This is a genomic window from Spirosoma taeanense (genome assembly GCF_013127955.1).
GTDB classification, from domain to species: Bacteria; Bacteroidota; Bacteroidia; order Cytophagales; family Spirosomataceae; genus Spirosoma; species Spirosoma taeanense.
The window spans coordinates 2,520,192-2,541,847 of record NZ_CP053435.1; the positions used below are offsets into that span (position 1 = coordinate 2,520,192).

At 53.5% G+C, this 21,656-nt stretch carries 18 protein-coding genes; 5 read left to right on the plus strand and 13 right to left on the minus strand.

What is annotated here, in order from left to right:
• Window positions 1–27 precede the first annotated feature (27 nt).
• Both HNV11_RS10635 and HNV11_RS10640 read right to left on the minus strand, forming a co-directional pair.
• Entirely contained in the window at window positions 28–627 is a 600-nt protein-coding gene (locus tag HNV11_RS10635) for a hypothetical protein (protein WP_171739641.1), read from the minus strand.
• Between the two features lie 204 nt (window positions 628–831).
• On the minus strand, window positions 832–1,884 hold the full coding sequence (locus HNV11_RS10640; RefSeq protein WP_171739642.1) for a S1C family serine protease: 1,053 nt from the start codon (window positions 1,882–1,884) through the stop codon (window positions 832–834).
• Between the two features lie 190 nt (window positions 1,885–2,074).
• Between HNV11_RS10640 and HNV11_RS10645 the strand changes: the two genes are divergently transcribed.
• The 4 genes from HNV11_RS10645 (at window position 2,075) to HNV11_RS10660 (ending at window position 8,241) form a co-directional block, all read left to right on the plus strand.
• On the plus strand, window positions 2,075–2,251 hold the full coding sequence (locus HNV11_RS10645) for a hypothetical protein (RefSeq protein WP_171739643.1): 177 nt from the start codon (window positions 2,075–2,077) through the stop codon (window positions 2,249–2,251).
• A gap of 62 nt (window positions 2,252–2,313) precedes the next feature.
• Window positions 2,314–2,721 carry a DUF4332 domain-containing protein gene (locus HNV11_RS10650; protein ID WP_171739644.1) on the plus strand — a complete coding sequence of 136 codons (408 nt, stop codon included), beginning with the start codon at window positions 2,314–2,316 and terminating at the stop codon, window positions 2,719–2,721.
• 501 nt (window positions 2,722–3,222) lie between these two features.
• On the plus strand, window positions 3,223–6,531 hold the full coding sequence (locus tag HNV11_RS10655) for a SusC/RagA family TonB-linked outer membrane protein (protein ID WP_240163916.1): 3,309 nt from the start codon (window positions 3,223–3,225) through the stop codon (window positions 6,529–6,531).
• Window positions 6,532–6,579: 48 nt separating this feature from the next.
• Window positions 6,580–8,241, plus strand: a complete 1,662-nt coding sequence (locus HNV11_RS10660; protein WP_171739645.1) for a RagB/SusD family nutrient uptake outer membrane protein — start codon at window positions 6,580–6,582, stop codon at window positions 8,239–8,241.
• Window positions 8,242–8,335: 94 nt separating this feature from the next.
• On the opposite strand, the gene cdaA is transcribed toward HNV11_RS10660, so the two are convergent.
• The 6 genes from cdaA to HNV11_RS10685 form a co-directional block, all read right to left on the minus strand.
• On the minus strand, window positions 8,336–9,157 hold the full coding sequence (gene cdaA / locus HNV11_RS10665) for a diadenylate cyclase CdaA (RefSeq protein WP_171739646.1): 822 nt from the start codon (window positions 9,155–9,157) through the stop codon (window positions 8,336–8,338).
• 112 nt (window positions 9,158–9,269) lie between these two features.
• Window positions 9,270–10,262: a ribonuclease Z gene (locus HNV11_RS10670; protein ID WP_394353887.1), complete on the minus strand. Its 993-nt coding sequence runs from the start codon at window positions 10,260–10,262 to the stop codon at window positions 9,270–9,272.
• Complete coding sequence (locus HNV11_RS10675; protein WP_171739648.1) at window positions 10,228–10,644, minus strand: STAS domain-containing protein; 417 nt, start codon at window positions 10,642–10,644, stop codon at window positions 10,228–10,230. The genes HNV11_RS10670 and HNV11_RS10675 overlap by 35 nt, the downstream gene beginning before the upstream one ends.
• Window positions 10,645–10,711: 67 nt before the next feature.
• Window positions 10,712–10,861, minus strand: coding sequence for a hypothetical protein (locus tag HNV11_RS23930; RefSeq protein WP_240163917.1), 150 nt, complete (start codon window positions 10,859–10,861; stop codon window positions 10,712–10,714).
• Window positions 10,843–11,652: a phosphoribosylaminoimidazolesuccinocarboxamide synthase gene (locus HNV11_RS10680; protein WP_240163920.1), complete on the minus strand. Its 810-nt coding sequence runs from the start codon at window positions 11,650–11,652 to the stop codon at window positions 10,843–10,845. Before HNV11_RS10680 ends, HNV11_RS23930 begins: the two co-directional genes overlap by 19 nt.
• A 27-nt stretch (window positions 11,653–11,679) precedes the next feature.
• A complete protein-coding gene (locus HNV11_RS10685; protein WP_171739649.1) occupies window positions 11,680–12,687 on the minus strand; it encodes a nitrilase-related carbon-nitrogen hydrolase in 1,008 nt (335 codons plus the stop codon).
• A 208-nt stretch (window positions 12,688–12,895) separates the two neighbouring features.
• Between HNV11_RS10685 and bshB1 the strand changes: the two genes are divergently transcribed.
• Window positions 12,896–13,615, plus strand: a complete 720-nt coding sequence (gene bshB1, locus HNV11_RS10690) for a bacillithiol biosynthesis deacetylase BshB1 (protein WP_171739650.1) — start codon at window positions 12,896–12,898, stop codon at window positions 13,613–13,615.
• A 143-nt stretch (window positions 13,616–13,758) separates the two neighbouring features.
• On the opposite strand, the gene HNV11_RS10695 is transcribed toward bshB1, so the two are convergent.
• The 5 genes from HNV11_RS10695 to HNV11_RS10715 form a co-directional block, all read right to left on the minus strand.
• Window positions 13,759–15,195 carry a right-handed parallel beta-helix repeat-containing protein gene (locus HNV11_RS10695; protein ID WP_171739651.1) on the minus strand — a complete coding sequence of 479 codons (1,437 nt, stop codon included), beginning with the start codon at window positions 15,193–15,195 and terminating at the stop codon, window positions 13,759–13,761.
• 191 nt (window positions 15,196–15,386) lie between these two features.
• On the minus strand, window positions 15,387–16,385 hold the full coding sequence (locus HNV11_RS10700; protein ID WP_171739652.1) for a hypothetical protein: 999 nt from the start codon (window positions 16,383–16,385) through the stop codon (window positions 15,387–15,389).
• A gap of 72 nt (window positions 16,386–16,457) precedes the next feature.
• A complete protein-coding gene (locus tag HNV11_RS10705; RefSeq protein ID WP_171739653.1) occupies window positions 16,458–19,196 on the minus strand; it encodes a hypothetical protein in 2,739 nt (912 codons plus the stop codon).
• 104 nt (window positions 19,197–19,300) lie between these two features.
• A complete protein-coding gene (locus HNV11_RS10710) occupies window positions 19,301–20,692 on the minus strand; it encodes a protoporphyrinogen/coproporphyrinogen oxidase (protein ID WP_171739654.1) in 1,392 nt (463 codons plus the stop codon).
• Window positions 20,693–20,803: 111 nt separating this feature from the next.
• Window positions 20,804–21,565, minus strand: a complete 762-nt coding sequence (locus HNV11_RS10715; RefSeq protein WP_171739655.1) for a glycosyltransferase family 2 protein — start codon at window positions 21,563–21,565, stop codon at window positions 20,804–20,806.
• Window positions 21,566–21,656: the final 91 nt, after the last annotated feature.

A 21,656-nucleotide genomic window follows, 5' to 3' on the forward strand; every position in this document is an offset into this window, starting at 1 on the left:
GAGGGGTTGTCTGTATGCGAGCCGGGGTCAATACGGACCACCACCAATATCAACCCCAAGTTTCAGACTGAAGTAGGTATTGGCGCTCTCGTAATTGGTGCTGAGTCCATTACTACCAATCAAAACGCCTTTGGATGGCGGAACCAGGTTATACTCAAGGCCCAGATTGAAATGACCGGTTTTGAAACCCGCGCGGACCATCCCCCCAAATTTGTTCCCAACGGCAATCGAGCCACCGGTGTTGCCAGTGCTGCTGTTCGAGTTCAGGCTGGTGCCAGCCGTTGTAAACAGCCCAACTCCAACCCCAACGTAAGGCCGGAAACCGGTTTGTGAAAGCAGGTAGGTGCCAGTTGCCAGATACGAGCTTGCCGCTTTAAATTCACCTTCGGTGTTTTGGCCATTGAGAATATAAGCCCTTGCCATAGCGGCCAGTTCGATTCGCAGCCCCAGATCAAGCTGATCGTTAACCCCGTATTTGGGTTCGAGCGATGCCAGAATGCCGCCCGATGCACCGGAGCCCGTAGGTTTAGCATAACCCAGAGACAGGTTAAACTTAACCGGTCTGAAGTTCTGTGCCTGGGTTGAAAAAGCCACCAGAACGAGCAGGAGGGGAAGTATGCGCTTCATAGAGGGAGTGAAAGGTTGAATAATCACTGCGAACCTACATCAACCCATAAAAGTCTCCAAATTGACAGTGCCAGTGTAAAGCCCAGCAGATTGAATCATAGCACATTGGCCTTATACGTAATCCAGTAAATGTATTTGCCGGTAAAAAATATCCCGCCCGAAATATATTCTCGGGCGGGTTAAAAACAAACGGCTACGCGTCGGTTATTTCAATTCGCCCGGGATCACGATGATGCCTTTCTGACGGTTTTCGCGCAGAACTGACAGCTGAATGGATCGACCAATGGTATCGTCGGTCAGCAGCCGGTGCAAATCATCGACCGTCGAAACGGGCTGGCCATTAAACCCGACAATGATATCACCGGGTAGTAGTTCGGCATTTCCCGCGAAGCCATCAGCTTCGACGCTGGTAACCACGACGCCAGTTCTGACCGTGAGTTGATTATACAGCCTGATCCGTTCCGTCAGGTTGATGAGTTGACCGGCAATGCCCAGATAGCCCCGCCGAACGCGCCCTTCCATGATCAGCTTTCCGGCTACAAACGCGGCCAGATTCGACGATACCGCAAAGCAGATGCCCTGTGCAGGCAGTATAACGGCCGTATTGACGCCAATAACGTCGCCGTTGGAGTTCACGAGCGGCCCACCCGAGTTGCCGGGGTTCAGGGCTGCGTCGGTCTGAATAACGTCGTCGATGAGCCGTCCCGATTCGGAGCGGAGCGTGCGGCCGAGGGCGCTCACTACGCCCGCCGTCAGGGAGTACTGAAAGCCGTAGGGATTGCCAATGGCAATGGCAATCTGACCGACCTGTAGCTGTCCAGAGTCGGCAAACCGAATGGCCCGCAGGCCGTCGGCATATATTTTCAGCACGGCAATATCGGTGGCGGGATCGCGACCAATCAGCATAGCCTCATAATCGCGGGAGGGACCATCGGTTCGTTCGGGCAGGGACACGTCGATACGACTGGCTCCCGCTACTACATGGTTGTTGGTGATGATGTAGCCGTCGGTCGAGATGATAAAACCGGAGCCGGTTCCGCTGGCCTCTTCGCTGCCGTTGGGACGACGGCGGGGCTGATTCGCCGGTGCTGTAGGGATTCTTCGCCCGCTGACCTTGATCTGAACGACCGACGCACTGACTTTTTTGGCTACATTTACCACCGTATTAGAATACGCATCGAGCAAGATCGAATCCTGTTCGCCCAATCCGCCCGGCTGCGAAACCGGGTCGGGATAAGCCACAAGCTGGGTGTCCATAAAAGTTGTTTTGTTAGATGAACGGAGTCTCTGTCATGTTCTGTTCCAGGACAAAAGTTTCATAGATTCCCCGGCGGCAGCGCGTCATTCTGGCACTTTTGATGACCTGGTTCGGTCGCCTTTCACTGCGACGGCTCCATATAGCGCGGTAATTACCCTAAAAGCCTGCCTAAACGGCAGATTCATCTTCATGACGTTTGAGGAGTACCTTCTATTGAAGAAAATTGACGCAGAGCAGTTTCTGGCTGCCGAACCGGCGCGTTATGAGGAGTGGAAAGCCGAGTTTTCCCAAATGCATCCGGAAAGTTTCACCGTTCAAAAAAAATTTCTCCTGAACGATACCCGGAGAAAGTATCTTGTTTCCTGATAATGTGTCCAACGGTCTGAAGGACAGGCTGTTTTCGTATCATTTACTATACTGTTATAACTATGAGCATTACGTTAGGAGAACTACGGGGAATTACTGACCCGGTTCTGAAAGCGCTGAAAGGGCATGGATTAAATGACAGTGAAGCTTTGCTGGAAGCCGCCAGGACCCCCCAGAACCGAAAAGCGCTGGCCGATGCCACCGGTGTATCAACACAGGTGATTCTGGAACTCGCAAACCGCGCCGATCTGGCCCGAATTAAAGGCATTGGTCGGGTTTATAGTGATTTAATGGAAGAAGCAGGCGTGGATACAGTAAAGGAGCTGGCTCAACGGTCGGCCACAAATCTGCACGCAAAGCTGATTGAGATCAACAGCGTCCGGCAGTTTACCCAACGTCCGCCGTCCGTAGAACAGATTACTGATTTTGTGGAGCAGGCAAAGGCCCTGCCGGGTGCATTGGAGTATTGATGCGAAAGCCGGCTGAATTATCCTGACCGCTGTTCTGGGTTAAATCAGCCGGCTTTTCAGCTGTATGCTCCGTTAGCCTTACGTTCATAAGTTGCCAATACCATTCTGCACAGGTTACAATACCGCCATTTCAATAACTATCATCTGCTCTGTTGACAATCGCTGGCCGTTTCCGGTATCCAGCGTGTTTGTATGCGTCTATACTTGAGCCAACTTTAGATAAATTGTATGATAATGAAATAAAATTCTAAGTTTTTTATATAAGCCAAAATTAAATTTTGATTAATAAGGCAGGTCCTTATTTTTGGGCGATCATGTCGGTGATTTATAATCGAATTATCTAAATAATTTAATGACTAAAAACAAAAAGCGAAATGCTTTTATCGCCGTAACCAGTTCACATTTTCGCCCGGTCTCTCACTGAGCTAATCCGGCTCCTTTATCCCTGTTCCTACGAACAGTGACGCTATTCTGCTTTCTTACGTAAATCAACCTGAATACATGAAAAGACGTTTTTACCACTTGTGCCGCCTGCCCGGAATCAAGTGCATCGGCCTGATGCAGTTAGTCTTGATCGGCCAGTTTTCTACCGGCTCGTTTGCGGGTTTGCCTTTGTCGTCCGAATCGACTGCGCCGATTCGTCATAAGCAACCGGCGGTCCTGCCAATCAACGGGAAGGTTGTCGATGCTGCCGGTGAGGCTGTCCCCGGGGCAACGGTAGTATTGAAAGGAAGCTCTTCGCTGGGAACGACCACCGACGCCGAAGGCGGGTTTACTCTGAACGTGCCGGATGGGAGCACAGCGCTCGTGGTGTCGTCTATCGGCTATGTCACCCAGGAAGTCGCCATCAGCAACAGAACCCAGATTGTAGTCACGCTGCAGTCGGACGTAAAAGCCCTGAGTGAAGTGGTCGTAACGGGATACTCTTCTCAATCCCGAAGAGACATTACCGGAGCGGTGACTACTGTTGATACAAAAGAGCTGACCAAGGTAACGGCTCCCAACGTTGCCCAGCAGCTGCAGGGTCGGGTGCCTGGGGTAACGGTTACGTCGAATAACTCACCGGGTGGTGAGGCAACGGTTCGTATCCGCGGATTTGGCACGATCAACAATAACGACCCGCTTTATATTATTGACGGTGTGCCGACCAAAGGTGGTCTGAACAGCATTAACCCCAATAACATTGAGTCGATGCAGGTGTTGAAAGATGCCGCGTCGGCGTCAATTTACGGGTCAAGAGCCGCGAATGGCGTCATCATTATCACTACTAAAAAAGGAAAGGTAGGCACTCCGCAATTTACGTTCAATTCGAGGGTTGGGGTACAGGTCGGGAAAGTTGACCTCGGACTGATCAGGAACCCGCAGGAGTTTGGCGATTTGCTCTGGATACAGCGCCGGAACGCGGGTGTCTTAACCAACGGTAATCCTTCGCATCAGCAGTATGGCAATGGCCCCACGGCCGTTGTTCCGGATTATATTCTGGCCGGGTCAAGCTATGGTCTGTCGGAAGGCGACCCCCGAACCAATCCTTCACTTTACAACTACAATCGTACTGGGTTCTACCAGATCGTAAAGGCTAACAAAGAAGGCACGGACTGGCACAAAGCGATTCTGCGCCCGGCCGCCATCCAGGAATACAACATTGGCGCGAATGGCGGAACCGAAGCCGGGCGCTATGCCATTGCCCTCAACTACTTTAAACAGGACGGGGTGCTGATTCATACGTCGTTTGATCGCTATTCGTTACGGTCTAATACCGAGTTTCTGTTCAAGAAACGAGTGCGCCTGGGCGAGAATCTGGAAGTGAGCTATACGCAGAACAAAGGGTATTACAGCAACAACGGAACCGCTAGCACGGCGAATAACCAGGATGGCAACCCGATTGGAAATGGCTACCGGATTCCATCCATTATTCCGGTGTATGATATCATGGGCAACTTTGCGGCAACCCGGGCGGCCGGGCTGGGGCCTGCCACAAACCCGGTTGCTCAATTGTGGCGGGCAAGAAATAATCAGCTGAATACGTTCAGAGCGTTTGGCAATGCTTATGCCGAAATCGATATTCTGGAAAATCTGGTCGCCAGATCGAGCATTGGAATCGATATTACGAATGCCAACCGGGCCAGTTATACGCTTCTGGATCTGGAAGAGGCCGAAATTGAAGCGGCTAATTCCCTGACGAATGCCAACGCGTATGATATAAACTGGACCTGGTCGAATACACTGAATTATTCAAGAACGTTTGCCAATGTTCATAAGCTGAGTGTGCTGGCCGGCTCTGAGGCTATCAGGGGAACGGGCCGGGATTTCTCGGCCACGCGCACGACTTTCTTTTCGGAAGACCCCCAGTACATGTTTCTTAATTCTGGAACGGCCGGAATCAATAACTCAGGTTCTGGCTACGAATGGGCCCTCTTCTCGCTATTTGGGAAAGTCAATTACTCGCTGAAAGACCGCTATCTGCTCGAAGCTACCATCCGCCGTGACGGATCATCACGTTTCGGCCAGAATAACCGCTACGGAACTTTCCCAGCCGTCAGTGCCGGTTGGCGCTTATCCGATGAATCGTTTATGGCCGGACTAACCTGGATCAACGACCTGAAGATTAGAGCCGGCTGGGGCCAGACGGGTAACCAGGAAATTGGGAACTATAACGGTTTCAGCACGTATCGTTCCAGCCTGAGCCAGTCATCCTACGCCATTGACGGGTCGAACAATTCGGTTCAGTCGGGTTTTGACACTGAAGCCTTCGGCAATCCGGATGCCAAATGGGAAACCACCACGCAGACCAACATCGGCCTGGACGCTACGTTGCTGAAAGGCAAACTGGGTATCACACTCGACCTGTATGATCGTACCACCTCCGACATGTTATATCAGGTTAGCCTCCCGGCCACGCAGGGTGTGGCCACGATTCCGTTTGTCAACGTGGGCGAAATGAACAACAAAGGGATAGACCTTGGTCTAAATTTCAACGGTAAAGCGCTGGATGGAAGTCTGAGCTACGGCGTAGGCGTCAATTTTTCTACGTATAAAAACCGGGTCGTCCGACTCAACAGCAGTTCGTCGGCCGTCCTGCTCGGACCTGCTATTCGTAGTTACACCTGGACCCGATCGGTGGCGGGTATGCCCCTCTATTCGTTTTATGGGCTGAAAATTGACGGTATTTACCAGAACCAGAGTGAAGTCGACGCGGGACCGAAATACCCCGGTTATGCCGCTGTAGGCAAATACAAATACCACGATACCGACGGGGATGGCACCATTACCGATAACGACCGGATGTTTCTGGGCAACCCTCACCCGGATTTTACCTATGGTATCAACCTGAACCTGGGCTATAAGAACTTCGACCTCTCGGCTTTCTTCCAGGGCGTACAGGGGAACGAACTCCTGAACATGGTGAAACGCTGGGTTGACTTCAACAACCAGGCCGGTAACCGGAGCCTTCGGATGCTGTACGACTCCTGGACGCCGGAGAATCCGGATGCGGTTCTGCCAATTCTCGATGCCAATGACAGCCGCAGCCAGCAGCCGTCCAGCTACTTTATTGAAGACGGTTCCTATTTCCGGATGAAAAACCTGACCCTGGGGTATACGTTACCGGCATCACTTGCCCAGAAAATCAGATTCGAAAACGCCCGCGTCTTCCTGCAGGCGCAAAACCTCTTCACGATCACTAAATATAGCGGTATCGACCCGGAAGTAACCTCAGTTGGTTCAACGCCGGGCAGTACGGTTCTGGGCGTCGACCAGGGGAATTATCCGAATTCCAAAATGTACCAGATTGGACTCAATTTTGGCTTTTAACCAACGGCCTGTCAAAAAATTCACGCCGGTTGTCCGGCTCATACACGCATGAAAAAGAAATTCTTAGTCTTAACAACAGCCGTCGGCCTGGGTCTGATGAGTTCCTGCAGCAAGGATTTTCTGGAAACAACGCCCCTGGGTGTTGCCAATGATCAACTGCTTGCCAGCAAATCCGGTGTAAATGGCGCCCTGATTGCCGCCTATAGTCTGCTCGATGGGGTAGGAGCTGGCCCTACCAATACAGCATCGGTCAGCAACTGGATATTCGGTTCTGTCGCTTCAGATGACGCCTATAAGGGAAGTGACGTAGGCGATCAGGCGCAGATAACGACCCTTGAGCGCTACTCCATTCAGGCCGATCTGGGCCTATACAATGACAAATGGGTAGCTTTATACGACGGAATTTCCCGCTCGAACGACGTATTGAAGCTGATTCCCAGGGCCACGGACATGACCGATGCCGAAAAAGCGCAGGCCATGGGCGAAGCTCGTTTTCTGAGAGCCTGGTATCACTTTGAGGCCAAAAAAATCTGGAACATGGTGCCTTACGTCGACGAAACGGTGACCGATTTTATCAATCTGCCGAACGATAAGGATATATGGCCAAAAATTGAAGCTGACTTCCAATATGCAATTGACAACCTTGCGGCCACCAGGGCGCAGGTTGGCCGAGCGAGTAAGTGGACCGCTAAAGCCTATCTTGCCAAGGCTCACATGTACCAGCAGGATTATTCGGCTGCTAAACCTCTGCTGGACGATGTGGTTAACAATGGTCCTTTTTCGCTGGTCGCCAGTTTCCACGATAACTTCCGGATCGTTACAGAAAACAACAGCGAGTCGGTTTTTGAGGTCCAGATGTCAGTTGGCGATGGCGGCAGCGGGCAAAATGGTAGCTGGGGCGATAACTGGAATTTTCCGTACGGGTCAGCGCCCGGCGGGTGCTGCGGCTTCTATCAGCCTTCACAAAACCTGGTTAATGCTTTCAAAACCGACGCCAGTGGTTTACCTCTTCTGGATACGTTCAATAATGTTGATGTGAAAAATGATGAAGGGCTGGCTTCTACGGCTGCCTTCACGCCCTACGAGGGTACGCTGGACCCCCGGCTAGACTGGACCGTGGGCCGCCGGGGTATTCCGTTTCTCAACTGGGGCGTTCATCCCGGCCGAAACTGGATTCGTGACCAAAGCTTCGGCGGACCATACACGTTCAAGAAGTTCTTTGCCTACAGTGGCGAAAATGCCGGTGCCGAATCGCCCAGAGCGAATGCCAATAACTACCGGGCTTTACGTTTTGCCGACGTTCTTTTGATGCGCGCTGAAGTAGCAGCTGAAGAAAACGACCTGGCTACGGCTCTGAAGATTGTAAATCAGATCAGGTCCCGGGCGGGCAATGTAGTCGTGACCGACGCGGCTGGTAAGCCTGCGGCCAACTACCTGGTTAAAACTTACCCGGCTTTTCCCAGTCAGGACTTTGCCAGAAAGGCGGTTCGCTTTGAGCGACGGCTGGAACTGGCCATGGAGGGCCACCGCTTTTTCGATCTGGTGCGCTGGGGCGTAGCGAGTGACGTGCTAAATGCTTACCTGGCTAAAGAAAGCCAGAAACGAACCTATCTGAATGGCTCCACTTTTGTGAAAGGAAAAAATGAATTTTTTCCCATACCGCAGGCCCAGATAGACATTATGGGCGCTTCCGTGCTAAAGCAGAATTAACTATGGCTGCTGAGGGCAGGGGGTGAACGCAGCGAAGCCTCCTTCTGGCGACTTAAGTTCGGTCAGAAGGAGGCTTCGCTACGTTGTCCAAGGATTACTGCAACTCGGGTTTGGGCAGCCCGGGTTCGCGCAGATACCGACCCAGCCGGTCTTCCAGTTCGCCAATGGTCAGGTTAGTGAACAGCTCGCCGTTAAGCGCCAGCGCCAGCCGGCCGCTCTCTTCGGATACTGCGATGACGGCTGCATCGGTGGCTTCGCTCATGCCCACCGCGGCCCGGTGCCGGAAGCCCAGAGCGGGCGGCAGTTCATCATCGTCCGAAACAGGGAGAATGCAGCGGGCCGCCAGAATCCGGCCGTCGCTGATGATTACGGCCCCGTCGTGCAATGGACTATACTGACTGAAAATGGCCAGGAGCAAGGGCTTGGACACTTCGGCGTCAATCACTTCGCCCGACTGCGCGAACTTCTGCATATCGTCGTTTTTGCGGATGACCAGCAGGCCGCCCGAAAACTCGGTGCTCAGGGTTTTGCAGGCATCCAGGATAGGACGGAGGGGCGTTGTTGGCTCGGGCATGCCGGACTGACGCAGCAGCCAGCGCCGGAGCCAGCGGCTGTTGGCGACGTTGGTCGATTTGCCGATAAGCAGGAGAAAGCGCCGGATTTCCTGCTGGAAAATAATGATCAGCGCCAGCGCACCCACACTGATAAAATACTCCAGAATGGTAGTCAGCAGGTTCAGACCGAGGGCTTTCACCAGCAGATAGGCCAGATAAACGAGCAGATAGCCGATGAACACCCGGCTGGCTACACTGCCCCGGACAAGATTGTAAATTTGGTAGATCAGCAGGGCGACCAGCGCGATGTCGATCAGGTCGAGCCAGCCGACGTCCAGAAAGCCCAAGCGAAAGGCCAGCATTGAGGAACAGGTAATGGTTTGGGGTTAAAGATAAGCAGATTCTGACCGCTTTGCCTATCGCCGGTGACAAAAGCGAGTAACCTGTAGCCGGTTAGGTCGCGGGCTGGGAAAATCAAATAAGCACCGTCTGACCTTCTATCGCCAAATAAGTCTCTGGAAATACGGCCCGCGCTTCGTTCAGAAAGTCTTCATACTGCTTATACCGCGATGAAAAATGCCCGATCAGCAGCCGGCCCACTTCGGCGCGGGCAGCAATGGTAGCCGCCTGGCTGGCCGTTGAATGATAGACTTCGGCGGCCCGCTGGGCGTTATCGTCCAGAAACGTAGCTTCATGGTAGAGCAGGTCAACCCCCCGGAGCTGTGAAATCAAGCCTTCTACGTAGCGGGTATCGGAGCAGAACGCATACGAGCGGGCGGGTGGACCCGGCTCCGTTACGTCATCGGCTGCGTGGATAATCTGACCGTCCGCATTCAGAATATCATGTCCTTCTTTAAGCAGCTTCAGATACTGCACCGGCACATCGGCCGGAAGCCGCTCGCGCAGCAGCCGGCGGGCGTGGGGCTTCTCCCGAAAGAGATAGCCCGAGCAGTCGATCCGGTGCTGCAGTGGAATCGACTCGACGGTCAGTTGCGGATGATCAAGCAAGCGCATTGGCTGAGCCGGATCCACCACCTGAAAGTGCAGCCGGTAGCCCAGTCGTGAGTCCGATACCCGAAAGATCGTAGTCAGCACTTCATCCAGACCGCGCGGTCCAAACAAAAACAGGTCTTCGGTCCGACCGGAAAGATTGAGCGTTGACAGGAGCGGTGGCAGGCCGAAATAATGGTCGCCATGGAGGTGGCTGATAAAGATATAACGCAGCCGCCCCATCCGGATTTTCTGCTCAATCAGCCGAAGCTGGGTGCCTTCGCCACAGTCGATGAGCATATAATCGCTGCCAACCGTAAGCAACTGGGCGGTTGGGTGATAGCGCAGGGCGGGCGTGGCCGAGCCCGCGCCCAGGATCGTCAGCGTAAACGGCAGATTGGCCGGTCGGTGGTGTTCCGGTTCGTGGTGTGTGGTGCCCTGGTTAATCGGTGTCCCGGCTGAAGCCGCCCCCTGCATCGTACTCATCGTCGTCCTCACTGCGAAAATCGTTCTCCAATTCGTTCATAAACACGGCATCTATGGCTTCTTCCACAGTTGGCAGGATGATCAGGTCACTGATGCCGGCCGTGTCCAGCGATTCAATTAACTCATCGTTCTTAGTCACTAACACCAATATGCCAACTTCGTTAGTGCACTGCCGGTTTATTTTCCGAATGGTGCTGAAACCCGCCGGTTCCACCGTCTGCACGGGCGCCATATCAACGATGATGTTGCTGTAGCCTTCGCGGAAGAGATTCCGGCTCAGCGTTTCGAAGGTCGGGGTGATGTCTTCGTTGAATGAGCTTTCAGCCAGGCGAATCAGCGCGTATTGTTCGGTTTTTTCAATCGTGTAGTTCATACTTACTGGTTAATAGGTCGGGGCAAACTAATCAGTGCTGCGGGGCTGCCTGACTCGTTTTGCGAGGTTATGAATTTGTAATAGCCTGCAGGATATTGGCTTCAATCCGCGAAAGCGGATCGGTTTCGGCAGCAGCCGGCTGGAAGGTCTGACCCGTAACCGTCTCGAATAGTTCGATGTAGCGCCCGGAAATCTGCTCTACCCATTCATCTGACATGGTCGGTACGGTCTGACCTGTTTTGCCCTGAAACCCGTTCGCAATAAGCCATTCTCTAACGAATTCTTTCGACAATTGTTTCTGCGGCTGCCCCCCCGCTGGTTGTCGGCGTAAACGTCGGCATAGAAATACCGTGACGAGTCGGGCGTGTGGACTTCATCGATCAGGTAAACCTTACCGTCGAGGTTTCCGAACTCGTATTTGGTGTCGACCAGAATCAGCCCACGCTCCGCAGCCATAGCCGTACCGCGTTCAAACAGCGCCAGTGCGTACTGCTCCAGCTGACTGTAATCGGCTTCGTTAACGATACCCTGGCTCAGAATTTCCTCCCGGCTGATGTCTTCGTCGTGGCCCTCGTGGGCTTTGGTCGAGGGCGTAATGATCGGCTGGGGCAGGCGGTCATTCTCCCGTAATCCATCGGGGAGCGCTACCCCGCAGAGCGTCCGGTGTCCGTCGCGATACTGCCGCCAGGCGTGGCCCGCCATGTAACCGCGTACCACCATCTCGACTGCATAAGGTTCGCAGCGGAGACCGATGCTGGCATTCGGGTCTGGTACACTAAGGAGCCAGTTCGGCACAATATCGGCCGTTGCACGCAGAAAATACTCGGCGGTCTGGTTCAGCACCTGGCCTTTATAGGGAATAGGCCGGGGCAGAACAACGTCGAAGGCCGAAATCCGATCCGAGGCAATCATTACCAGTTTATCGGGAAAGGCATAGACATCGCGGACTTTGCCCCGGTAAAAACCTGTCTGGCCGGGGAATTGAAAATTGGTTTCCTGAATGGTCATCTATTCGGGTTGCAGTTCAATGCAATTTTAAGAATACAGTTTTTTAATGACTTCCTGCTGCGTCCGAACAAAATGCTGTCGTTCGGCCGGCTGACTCAGGAGCGTATTAGGCGGAAAAACGCTGTGCCGGGCGTAACTCTCCGCATATAGCTCGTAACGTTGCCGGGCGAGCAGGTTGCCCGCTGCCGGCCGCTGGCGAAAGTCGCGCAGGGCGGCCAGGTCAATATCGGCGTTCGCGACCATGCTTTCTCCATAACCAGCTTCGGCCAGCACAAGTCCTTTCGGATCAACAATCTTCGATCCGGCGTCCGTCGAGCCAAAGGGCATGGGGGAGTTGGCCAGTCCCGCGGAGTTGGCCGATACCACGTAAGCCATATTCTCTACGGCCCGCGCCAGTTTCGCTACGTTCCGCTGGGTCAGGAGCGGACTGCCCACCTCGGCGGTTGAGTGCAGCAGCACTTCGGCTCCGCGCATAGCCAGGCACCGGGCCAGTTCAGGATACAGAATCTCTTCCGAAGCAATGCAGGCCAGGTTGCCAATATTGGTTTTAACCACCGGGAACAGCGAATCGTACCCATAGGCATCCAGGTATAACTCCCATACGTCGTGGGGCGTGGGGGCATACATGGCGTTCAGTCGGCGGTAGCGCAGCAGAACATCCCCGCTGGGGCCGATGATAAAGCTGGTCTGGAAATAGAGTTCCGGAAAAAAAGGGTCCTGTTCATACGCGTTCCCGGAAAAATAAATCTGCTGACGCTGCACCATAGCGCCCAGGGCTTCATAAATACGGCCATTGATCTCCAGTGCAGCTTTTTCGCGCCATTGTTCAGTCGTTTCGCCCATGGGAAAACCCGTCAGGAAATACTCCGGCACAACTACCAGCAGCGTATCGCGGCCGATGTGATTAATCGACGCGCTCAGCTGCTTTTCGACGCGGTCAATACTTTTCAGCATGACGGTTTCGGCTTCGTCACGGGTTTGATACGGATTGACAGCGTGGCAGGTAAGCTGAAGAGCAAGGGCTTTATAAGGCATCAGTGAACAAGGGATATGAAATCTGTTCGGATAGGCGGGAAGCTGTGTTTGCTGATCGCAAACCGTCCCACGGCCAAAAATAAGGCATTTCAAACCAGAAACGCTAACGGGTCATTTGAACAAATTTCCGGATTGTTCGCTTGTTTATTCGTCCGGATGTTATCCCGGCAACTCTTTTTCTGAACTACCAAACTCTCGACTACACTGTATGACCGTTGATGTATTGGCAATTGCAGCGCATCCCGACGACATTGAAATGACCTGCGGAGGAACGATTCTTTCGCTGGGGGCGCAGGGAAAAACCATTGCAGGTATTGACCTGACCCGTGGCGAACTGGGCACCCGGGGCACTCCGGAAATTCGCCTGCATGAATCAGCCGAAGGAGCCCGAATTATGAATCTGGTTGCCCGCGAGAATATGGGCTTCCGGGATGGATTCTTCCGCAATGACGAAGAACACCAGATGGCCCTCATCCCATTGATCCGGCAGTTCCGACCCGAGATTGTGCTAACCAACGCCCCCGACGACCGGCATCCGGACCACGGGCGGGCCGCCGAACTGGTGGTGCAGGCTAGTTTTTACGCCGGGCTGCGGCAAATCAAAACCACCGGCAAAGATGGCCAGCCCCAGGAAGCTCACCGGCCAAAATTTATTTATCATTTTATCCAGGACCGCTCGCTCAAACCTGATTTTGTGGTGGACGTATCGCCTTACTGGGAAGGTAAACTGGCGGCTATCAAAGCCTACAAAAGTCAGTTCTTCGACCCGGAGAGCAACGAGCCGGACAGTTATATCTCGGGCGAAGCCTTTATGAAATTCCTTGAATCCCGTACCCGCGAACACGGTCACATGATTGGCGTTGAATTTGGGGAAGGGTTCATTAGTAAGCGGATGCTGGGCGTTGCCGATCTGTTCGCCCTGGTGTAACGGAGGCACTGGTAAGCACTTGTTTCGCTTGTCGATACCGCGTTATTCTGTCGCGGTAGGTGTCTGAACAGCTTCACTGCCAGTGAAAAGGGGATAAAGCCATGGCTCTATCCCCTTTTCACCGATTAACTGAACCAGCTGGACTAAAACGAATCGTAATCGTAGGCACCCATGTCGGGCCGATCATCTTCGGTCGACTTTCCGGTCAGGTCGTTGGTACCGGCGCGGTTGCGGTCACCGGCATTACGGCCCGGTGAGTTGGGAGCAAGCATATAGGGCGGGCGCACGGGATCACTTCCCAGGTTGAACAGAGGCTGGGCCTGCAGACTGTTACGGTCAAGTCCCTTGCTCTGGAGCTGCGCCAGCGAGGAGCTGCTCAGGTCTGTCTTGCCATTGGACCCTTTGATAAACAGACGACCGCTGCCCGACGGCTTGTAAAACAGATTGTAGTCGCTCACAAAGCTGGTGGCGTTGACCTGATATAGATTGATTATGGGGTTGGTGTTGCTGGTACCGTAATAAATATTGTTGACCAGTTCAATCGTACCCGACGACGCTTCGAGCGATACCAGTGGGCGGGAGGTGCCGCCTTCTATAAAGGTATTGTTGTTAATCTTGTAGTCGGCCGCCCGCAAATAAATCGCCGTCGCTTTCGGATTGTCGAACAGGTTGTCTTCAATAGTGATGTTACGACAGGCGCTGCCGCTGGCTGGCAGGAGCTGAAGGGCAGTCCCGTAAAGGTTATTGCTGCCCGACCGAATAAACGTGTTACGTCGGATGGTAACGTTCGACATTTCGTACAGGTCAACAATGGTCTTGGTAGCGCCATCGAACGTACAATCTTCAATCAGCAGTGATTTGAACCCTTTTAACTGACAGACGTTGTCCGAGCCGCTGAGGTTGGATTCGCTCTGATCGAGTGAAGTTTTTAGTCGGCGGAATACGACGTTGCCCACATCATTGGCTGCCTGCCCGAACCGGGGGCCACCAAAGCGGATTCCTTCCATCTGAACATCTTCAAGGGTAATGTCTTCACAGTTCACCGTCGCCCGCATGGCTACGTAGCCACCCGTAAAGCGAACGTTTTTCAGCAGGCTCTGACCTTTTACCGTAAAAAAGCGTACCCCAGCCGTATTGCCGGAAGTCTGGCTGTAATTCGTGATGACGAGGTTTTCAAGGATGATATTCCGGATATTGGCGGGGCCGGTACCATTGAACACAACCGCGGATTCCTTTTCGTTCGCGTCAAGTACGGCCTGTCCGTCAACGCCCCGCAGCGCCAGCGAGAAACTGCCCATTTTCTTGTTGCGAAGCGTAGCCGATGGAGACAGCAGGGTGCCACTCAACTGGAGTTCATAATCCTGATCGAACGTAGCAGGTAGTTCGTTAAAGGCTTGCTGCAGATCGGTATACGTTTTTCCGGTTTGAATGTTTACAATCTGTCCATTGGCAGCAAGCCGAGCTGCGGCCTGATGAGGAACCGGTTCACTGGAATGTTGAAGCAGATCGACATTCGTACAACTGCTGAGAAATACGGACGTGAGCAACAACCACGTCAGTTGGCGCGATAGGCAAATCATAAAGTTAGAGTGGGTTAACCGCGCGACTATCAAGCGTCACAAAACGATGCCGCAAGTTAATGACGGTTGATCACCCTACCATATAATAAATTTGTAATATAATGTGAATGTATATTGTAATATAAAGAATATTATTTTGGTAACCATAAAGTTACCAAAAATGTACATTTAAAAACTATATAAGATTGATTTTATAGACTAATAGTGCGGTAAATCTGCTGAAGCCAGAGTGACCGGCCCAGGCAATTCCAGTGGGTGTCACCAACCAGGTATGGCGACTGGGCGGACTGTTTGAAGGGAGAATATACGTTAACTGGTTTCACCCGTAAGGCCGGATGACTCTGTACCCGTTCGATGAGGTGATTATAAGGTCCCCGGTTAGGTTCCAGAATGCTGGCTTTGTTCGGGATAATAGACAGATAAACTTCATCGAAACCCAGCTTTATATACCGATCGGCCACGACGTTAACACTGTCAACCAGGTTACTGACCTCACGGTCGGTCAAGGATGCGTAGGACGATAAATCCGCTGTAGTATCGGTATCCGAGTGCAAAAAGATATGCTGGTGATTGCGGGACAGACTGACACCGGTGCTGGTCCGGTCGAACCAGTTCAGGGTAAATCTGGCTTTCAGTTCTTTGAACCAGAATGCCCAGTCGTGGCTGAACAGCGCCGATTCGAGTCGTTCCTCCATATCGCTCCGGTGCAGGTCATCGCCCAGTCGCCGACGCCACGAAAGTGTTGGCGCGGGCGTTCGGCTGGTGTCTGCCTGCACAACCAGTTCATTGACCGGCCGCGAAAAATGATCCCGAAAATGCCGTTCGACCGATTCCAGGAGCAGAACGTTACGCTTGCCGGGGTCTAATTGCGCCCGCTGCACAAAATCCCATTTGACGCGCTGGAAGTGACTTACCCGAAAATCATCTTTGTTAATACGCTGCTCTTCGGAGAAACTATCGCCTATAATATACAGGTGTGTCGACGCCGTATCGCTGGACCGGTTGGCGCGCTGGCAATTGGGCTGGTGATCTTTGAACTGGGGCAGGGCCGAAATGCGGTACAAATCCCCATAGCGGTAATCATCGACAATGATGCCCGCTTCATAGAGCCAGTGCGCAACGGTTGACGAAAGGCCGCCTGCCCACAACACGAGAGCAGCAAAAAGGACGGTATAACGCAGAAAACGCATAATAAGGAATCAGACAGGAAAAGCGCTGGAGAACGATGCATCTGTAAAAATTTCCACCTTTTTCCCTGCCATTTAACGTAATCGAATACTAAATAACTGCACCGCCTGCTTCGCGCCACTCAGAATGAATAGCTCATTCGAGCGTTCATCAAACTGTAGGGCGACTGGGAAATCGCTGGGAATGGGCCGATCGCCGATAATCCGGCCGTTCAGATCGTACAGGGTCGTAAAATTACCCGATTTTACGCTGATTAGCTCAACGCCCGCGCCAAGCCGGTGGTAGCGAACGTTATTGCCACCGGATTGCAGCGCCCGAACTTCAAACCGGCGCTGTCCCTGCTGGTCGAGTACGGCAATTTCGGTGTCGGTTGCCCGCAACAGCAGCCAGTTGGTTTGATCTTCGTCCGGGAACAGCCGGAACACGCCACTGCGTACGGGACGATACAACTGGGTCCGGTGCGCGATCAGACCATTGGCGTTGAGCCGCAGCAGCTGCCCGTTTTCGGTGATTGTCTGAATGTCGGTGCGGCCTACGGGCTGCAGGGCCGGTCCGGCAAATTTAACCTCTAGCTCATCTTCACTTGTCGACTCAATCCGCACCGGATAGTGGGGCAACTGCTGACCGTTCTCACGCCAGCGGTTTAGCGTTCCGTCGGGTTGCATCGCCAGGACCTCCATACCCGCTGGCATTGCAATCACCTGAAACGGTAGCAGGAGTGGAGCCTTATGCGCAGCGGCCATAATCTGGAAAAACGCACGGTTCTGGCGGTCGAGGGCGTAAACCTGCCCATTCTGATGCGCAACCAGAGCTACCCAGTTTCGTTGCTGACTACCGCGGGGGCGGGTCAGGAACGTAGGGTCCATGCCGGCTGGCAAGCGAATTGACTGCAACTGTACTTCTTTCCGGCCCTGTGCAGATGAACCCGGATCGGCGATGTAGAGCGTCTGGTCGGTCATGAATAGGTACTGCAGTCGGCCATTGTCCAGAAAATCAACGGGTAGGGTATTGCTGCGTATAGGTCCGTCGGTGCGGTCCTGAACAATCTTGTCGCCATCGGGCGTAACCAGGACAAACTGCCCGGCATCATTCTGGGCGTAGAACTGCACTGGTCCCTCGCTTAGACTACCGGCCACAACCGGCGCTGAAATCAGGGGGGCATTGAATTCTACTTTTTTCTGCAACAGCACCCGGTTCAGAACGGCCTGGCTGGCCCGGCGGGTCGTACGGCCCAGCACCAGTGTCGACAGAATATTCTGGTTGCCGTAGCTGGCCTGATAGGCAATGTTTTCGAGGTTGGCAAAGGCCGAGCGGGCACCCGTGGCGTTCGGGTGGTCGAGCAGGTTCTGCCAGGCAAGGGGCCAGCCAGCGGTGACCAGGGTTTGTGAACGATCAGACCCAAGCCGATTCAGCCGGGCAAAGGCCGTAAAATTCGCCGGACGTAACGTAGCGTTCAGCAGTTCGGCCTGACGTGCATCGGCCGACCAGACCGCTCCCCGCTGGACTTGCCGGAGGTATTCCTGCATCGCTTCTTCCGCATTGGCAACAATCAGCGACGAGCCGTGCTGCGTAACCCAGCTTCGCGGAAAACCGGCAAATAGGCTACTGAAAAGTGATGCCGGGAGTTCGGGAACATCCAGCCGCAGAATTTTATGCCCCAGAAACGTCTTCAGACTCGGTGATTTAGCGCCAGCCTGGAAAGCGGCCTGCTGATAGGCGGTCGAAAGCTGGCGAATATCCCGGGCGTTCAGCACCAGCACCTGCTGCCGCAAACCGGCTGGGGATTCCATATGACACAAGAGTATGTCGGCGCCAAGTGCCTGATAAAGTGCTTCGGTCGCCGGTTCAATCTGGCTGAAACGTTCACGCAGGAAATCGCTGGAAGCCGAACTAAGCAGCTGGCTCAGGGTCCGGCCAAATCGTTTGGCGTCGCTGATGCCGATGTGATAGAGCGTGGCCGTTGTCTGCGGAATCAGATCGGCACTACGAATCCGCCGGGGCGTCTGACCCGCAAAGAGAGAGGCTACGTCCCGGCGAGCACCGATTTCGTCGGCTGCGTAACCGATCAGGTGCGAACGGCTGACGGAGGGCCGGAATTGCAGATTTAACTCTTCGGGCAAAAACAACCGTACCAGCGAGCCGGCACTGCCGAACAGCGACTGAAGCACCTCGGGCCGGACGGAAAGACCCGCCCAGTGATCAGCGTCGACCTGAAAGCTGGGTTCGGTGCGCGGCAGTTTCAGGGACTGGTGCATCCGTTTAGCGACGTTCTCAATCAGGATGCCCGATATGCTCCCTACCAGAAAACCATCCATGAGGATAAACGAGCCAACCGCTTCTCCTGACCGCGATACCAGGTCCAGGATTTTCTCGCCCGAAAAAGTATGGTTGAGAACCCGGTACTGCCTTGGATTGGGGGTCGTGAGTCGGTTCAGAAACGCCTGATCAGCGCCAGACGTGGGGATGTAAAAGATGAATTCAAGCGTCGTCCTGGAGACGGGGTGGAGGGAATACCGAATATTTTTGCCCTTCACAAACCCGAGCACCGTCGCCGTATCGGCCGTGGCGTAGAGAAAGCGGTCGAGCCGCTGGCGGGCCTCATCAAAGATAGGGACCTGCTGCAACGAAATCTCCTTGCGTAACACCTGGGCCGATACGGTATCCTGCAGGCGGTCGCTGGCCAGCACCAGCACGGCGCCCGGCGGTATCAGCGAGCCGACTGTTCGATTCGACGGAGAGAACTGCCGGTAAGCCAGCCATCCGACAATCAACAGCACAACTGCGCCAACACCAATCCAGAGGCTTCGTTTCATTGTTGTCTGCCTGTTTGCTTGTTCGGTTGTCTGGCTGTTCATCGCCGAAACGGATTATGTTTTCACCAACAAACAACCAAACTGGCAAACAAGCAAGCAATCGTTTATTTTCCCCACATTGCGTTTGCCGTTTCGGGGAAAGGCATCGTTACTTCAGGAACATTAGTAGCCACGCGGTTTGCCCATTCAACTCCCTGCATCAGCGAGTGGTCCTGGTTGCTGACCTCGTATTTCCAGGCACCGAACCGGCCCCGTGAGTAAATGCCAAACGGCTCCAGTTTGGGCAGTACGGCCTTCAGAATGGCGTCGCGCTCAACAGAGGGTGTTGGGTAACCATACTCAAAGGCCATGTGCCAGGTCGATACAATCTCGTCTTCCGGCTGAATCAGCTGATCTTCTCGGAGCGCCCGGATCGTATCCTCAATCAGAGTCTCGCGGTTGACCGGCTTAGCCGACGACTCGCTCGTTTCGGTCATCAGCGACCAGTTCTGCGTAATATCCGGTACGTTGTTGGGGCTGTAGTTCGAGAATACCGTGACGCGGTAATACGGGCTGTTGTATTCCGGGAAGTACATCCAGCACATGGTTTCCAGACTCGGTTTGGGCTGTCCTTTCAGACCAACGCCCACGACGTTCGTTGACGAGTGTTTCAGGCCCTGCGCCGTTTCCACCGTCTGCGAGTCCAGTCCTTCAACCTTACGGGTAAAGATATCGAGCGGAACGGTACTCATCAGGTATTCGTACTGAATCGTTGATCCATCGGCCATCACGATTTTCTTCTCCGGCCCGATAACTTTCTCCACGGTGCAGTTCAGCTTTACGTTTTCGCGGCCAACCAGATCGCCAACGGATTCCCAGATGCCGCCCGTGCCGCCATGTTTGGGGAACTTGAACGTGCTGTTGGGGCCCCAGGAGAAGTCGTCCTGATTAAAGATAATATTCTTGGTAACTCGCTGCAGGTCGGTTACGGCCACGCGTTCGCCCACCCAGACCGCGTTCATTTCTTCCGGCGGGTAAGCCCATACCTTGAAGTTATAGGGAAACATGAACGTTTCGGCCAGACCGGGTCCGAAGGTCTGCAGAATCCACTCGCGGAAGTTGGCGGGCTTAGTGTTGGTGGGGAACTTATAGTTGTGAATGATGCCTTCGAGGCATTTCCACATGGTTTCGGGCGTGAGGTACTTGATGTTGTTCTGGAACGGATACGGAACGAACCGGTTCTCAATCCAGACCCACGACTCGCGCTGGTGGCTGAGCCAGCCGTCTTCGCCCAGTGCCTTGACCATCAGGTCGTCGAAATACTTGTAGTGCGAAAACTGAACGTGGCCCCCTACGTCCCAGGTGAACCCTTTTTCGTCAACAAAGCTCTTGGAGAGACCGCCAATGCGGTTTTCTTTTTCTAAAACGATGAAATCGGTGATGCCTAATTCTTTCAGGCGGTAAGCGGCTCCGAGGCCCGTCGGCCCCGAGCCGATGATTACATATTTGTAGTTCATAGATTGAGTTAAGACCTTATGGTCGTATCCGTATTAGGTTATATAGTCGCATAGCCAGCAGTCTGTTCGAGTGCATAGACACTGCCAGACCAGATAACCGAACAAATTTAATTAAGCTGCTACTGGCTCCGGTTTTTTCAGGGCTTTGACTTTACCCGCCAGTTCAAAGCGGAACTGAGCCAGTTCTTTAAAGCTCTGAATGCATACCTTCAGCAGTTTCCACTTCAGAATGGAAACCGTGCCGGTTTGCCGCTCTTTGTGCGTAATCGGAATATCGAAGGTGTTGAAGCCCGCTTTCTTGGCCATAACGGCCAGGAAAATATTCGGCGCAAACGGCGTTGGCGTTGGGAGCTGAGCCAGCAGCCGCTTCAGGAAGGTGCCCCGAATGAGTCGGAACGGGATATTGCTATCCATAATGTAGGTTCCGTAAATAAAGGCGATACTGAGCCGAAGAATTTTGGTGATTACCAGTCGGGCCGGGGCGTCGTACCGTTCTTCGCGGTAGCCCAGAATAAACGGCGATTCGTCGCGCTTAGCCCACAGCTTGCCAAAGTCGTCGGTAACAAACTGATCGTCGCTGTCGGTCTGAAAAATATATTCGGAATCGAGCGCAACGGCCTGACGATACCCGTTGACTACTGCATTGCCATGGCCACCATTGGGCTGATGAACAACCATCAGTTTGGGATACTTATCTTTAATCTGGTCCAGAATCTTGCCGGTGTTATCACGGGAGCCATCGTTGACAACAATCAGGCGGGTATTTTCAGCTGGAAACTGACGGGTTAACAAATCGGTCCATTGCTTGACAACGACTTCAATCACTTCTTCTTCGTTGTAAGCTGGCATTACAATTGACAGCAGGAGGCTCATGCAGCGTATTTATGAGGTTCATGATGGGCGGGCCATTGGGGCCGACCAATACGCCGAGCAAAGACGGCCGCGACGCAAAGGGTATCTATCT

Coding starts and splice junctions, on each gene's coding strand:
- HNV11_RS10635 (WP_171739641.1), bottom strand. CDS start 627: ATGAAGCGCATACTTCCCCTCCTGCTCGTTCTGGTGGCTTTTTCAACC.
- HNV11_RS10640 (WP_171739642.1), bottom strand. CDS start 1,884: ATGGACACCCAGCTTGTGGCTTATCCCGACCCGGTTTCGCAGCCGGGC.
- HNV11_RS10645 (WP_171739643.1), top strand. CDS start 2,075: ATGACGTTTGAGGAGTACCTTCTATTGAAGAAAATTGACGCAGAGCAG.
- HNV11_RS10650 (WP_171739644.1), top strand. CDS start 2,314: ATGAGCATTACGTTAGGAGAACTACGGGGAATTACTGACCCGGTTCTG.
- HNV11_RS10655 (WP_240163916.1), top strand. CDS start 3,223: ATGAAAAGACGTTTTTACCACTTGTGCCGCCTGCCCGGAATCAAGTGC.
- HNV11_RS10660 (WP_171739645.1), top strand. CDS start 6,580: ATGAAAAAGAAATTCTTAGTCTTAACAACAGCCGTCGGCCTGGGTCTG.
- cdaA (WP_171739646.1), bottom strand. CDS start 9,157: ATGCTGGCCTTTCGCTTGGGCTTTCTGGACGTCGGCTGGCTCGACCTG.
- HNV11_RS10670 (WP_394353887.1), bottom strand. CDS start 10,262: ATGCAGGGGGCGGCTTCAGCCGGGACACCGATTAACCAGGGCACCACA.
- HNV11_RS10675 (WP_171739648.1), bottom strand. CDS start 10,644: ATGAACTACACGATTGAAAAAACCGAACAATACGCGCTGATTCGCCTG.
- HNV11_RS23930 (WP_240163917.1), bottom strand. CDS start 10,861: ATGTCAGATGAATGGGTAGAGCAGATTTCCGGGCGCTACATCGAACTA.
- HNV11_RS10680 (WP_240163920.1), bottom strand. CDS start 11,652: ATGACCATTCAGGAAACCAATTTTCAATTCCCCGGCCAGACAGGTTTT.
- HNV11_RS10685 (WP_171739649.1), bottom strand. CDS start 12,687: ATGCCTTATAAAGCCCTTGCTCTTCAGCTTACCTGCCACGCTGTCAAT.
- bshB1 (WP_171739650.1), top strand. CDS start 12,896: ATGACCGTTGATGTATTGGCAATTGCAGCGCATCCCGACGACATTGAA.
- HNV11_RS10695 (WP_171739651.1), bottom strand. CDS start 15,195: ATGATTTGCCTATCGCGCCAACTGACGTGGTTGTTGCTCACGTCCGTA.
- HNV11_RS10700 (WP_171739652.1), bottom strand. CDS start 16,385: ATGCGTTTTCTGCGTTATACCGTCCTTTTTGCTGCTCTCGTGTTGTGG.
- HNV11_RS10705 (WP_171739653.1), bottom strand. CDS start 19,196: ATGAAACGAAGCCTCTGGATTGGTGTTGGCGCAGTTGTGCTGTTGATT.
- HNV11_RS10710 (WP_171739654.1), bottom strand. CDS start 20,692: ATGAACTACAAATATGTAATCATCGGCTCGGGGCCGACGGGCCTCGGA.
- HNV11_RS10715 (WP_171739655.1), bottom strand. CDS start 21,565: ATGAGCCTCCTGCTGTCAATTGTAATGCCAGCTTACAACGAAGAAGAA.